This is a genomic window from Milkweed yellows phytoplasma str. MW1 (genome assembly GCF_000309485.1).
In the GTDB taxonomy this organism is placed as follows: Bacteria; Bacillota_I; Bacilli_A; order Acholeplasmatales; family Acholeplasmataceae; genus Phytoplasma.
Map to the genome: position 1 here is coordinate 1 of NZ_AKIL01000072.1, position 259 is coordinate 259.

Genomic DNA, 259 nt, shown 5'->3' on the forward strand with positions numbered 1-259 from the left:
TTAGCGCCCTGACCCATTTGTTTTAATTGCTCTAAAGTAAAAGTATTATTAGCCCCTTCTCTTTGTCCGCCATCAAAATAAGCTAATAAAAAACCTTGTGGTGGTGGTTCTTTAATACGATAATCAAATTCAACCATTTTATCATTGATCTGATTATTATATAGCGCATAAGTAAAAGTACTTTTAAAAGTTTTATCTTTAAAATAATGACCTAACCAACCTAAAGCATCTTTCATAGTAGCATTTTGCCCTAAATAAA

Annotated in this window: 1 pseudogene; it reads right to left on the reverse strand. The window is 30.5% G+C overall.

The annotated features are described in order from the left end of the window. Positions 1 to 259, reverse strand: a pseudogene (locus tag RI76_RS01555) (hypothetical protein); the annotation flags it as partial.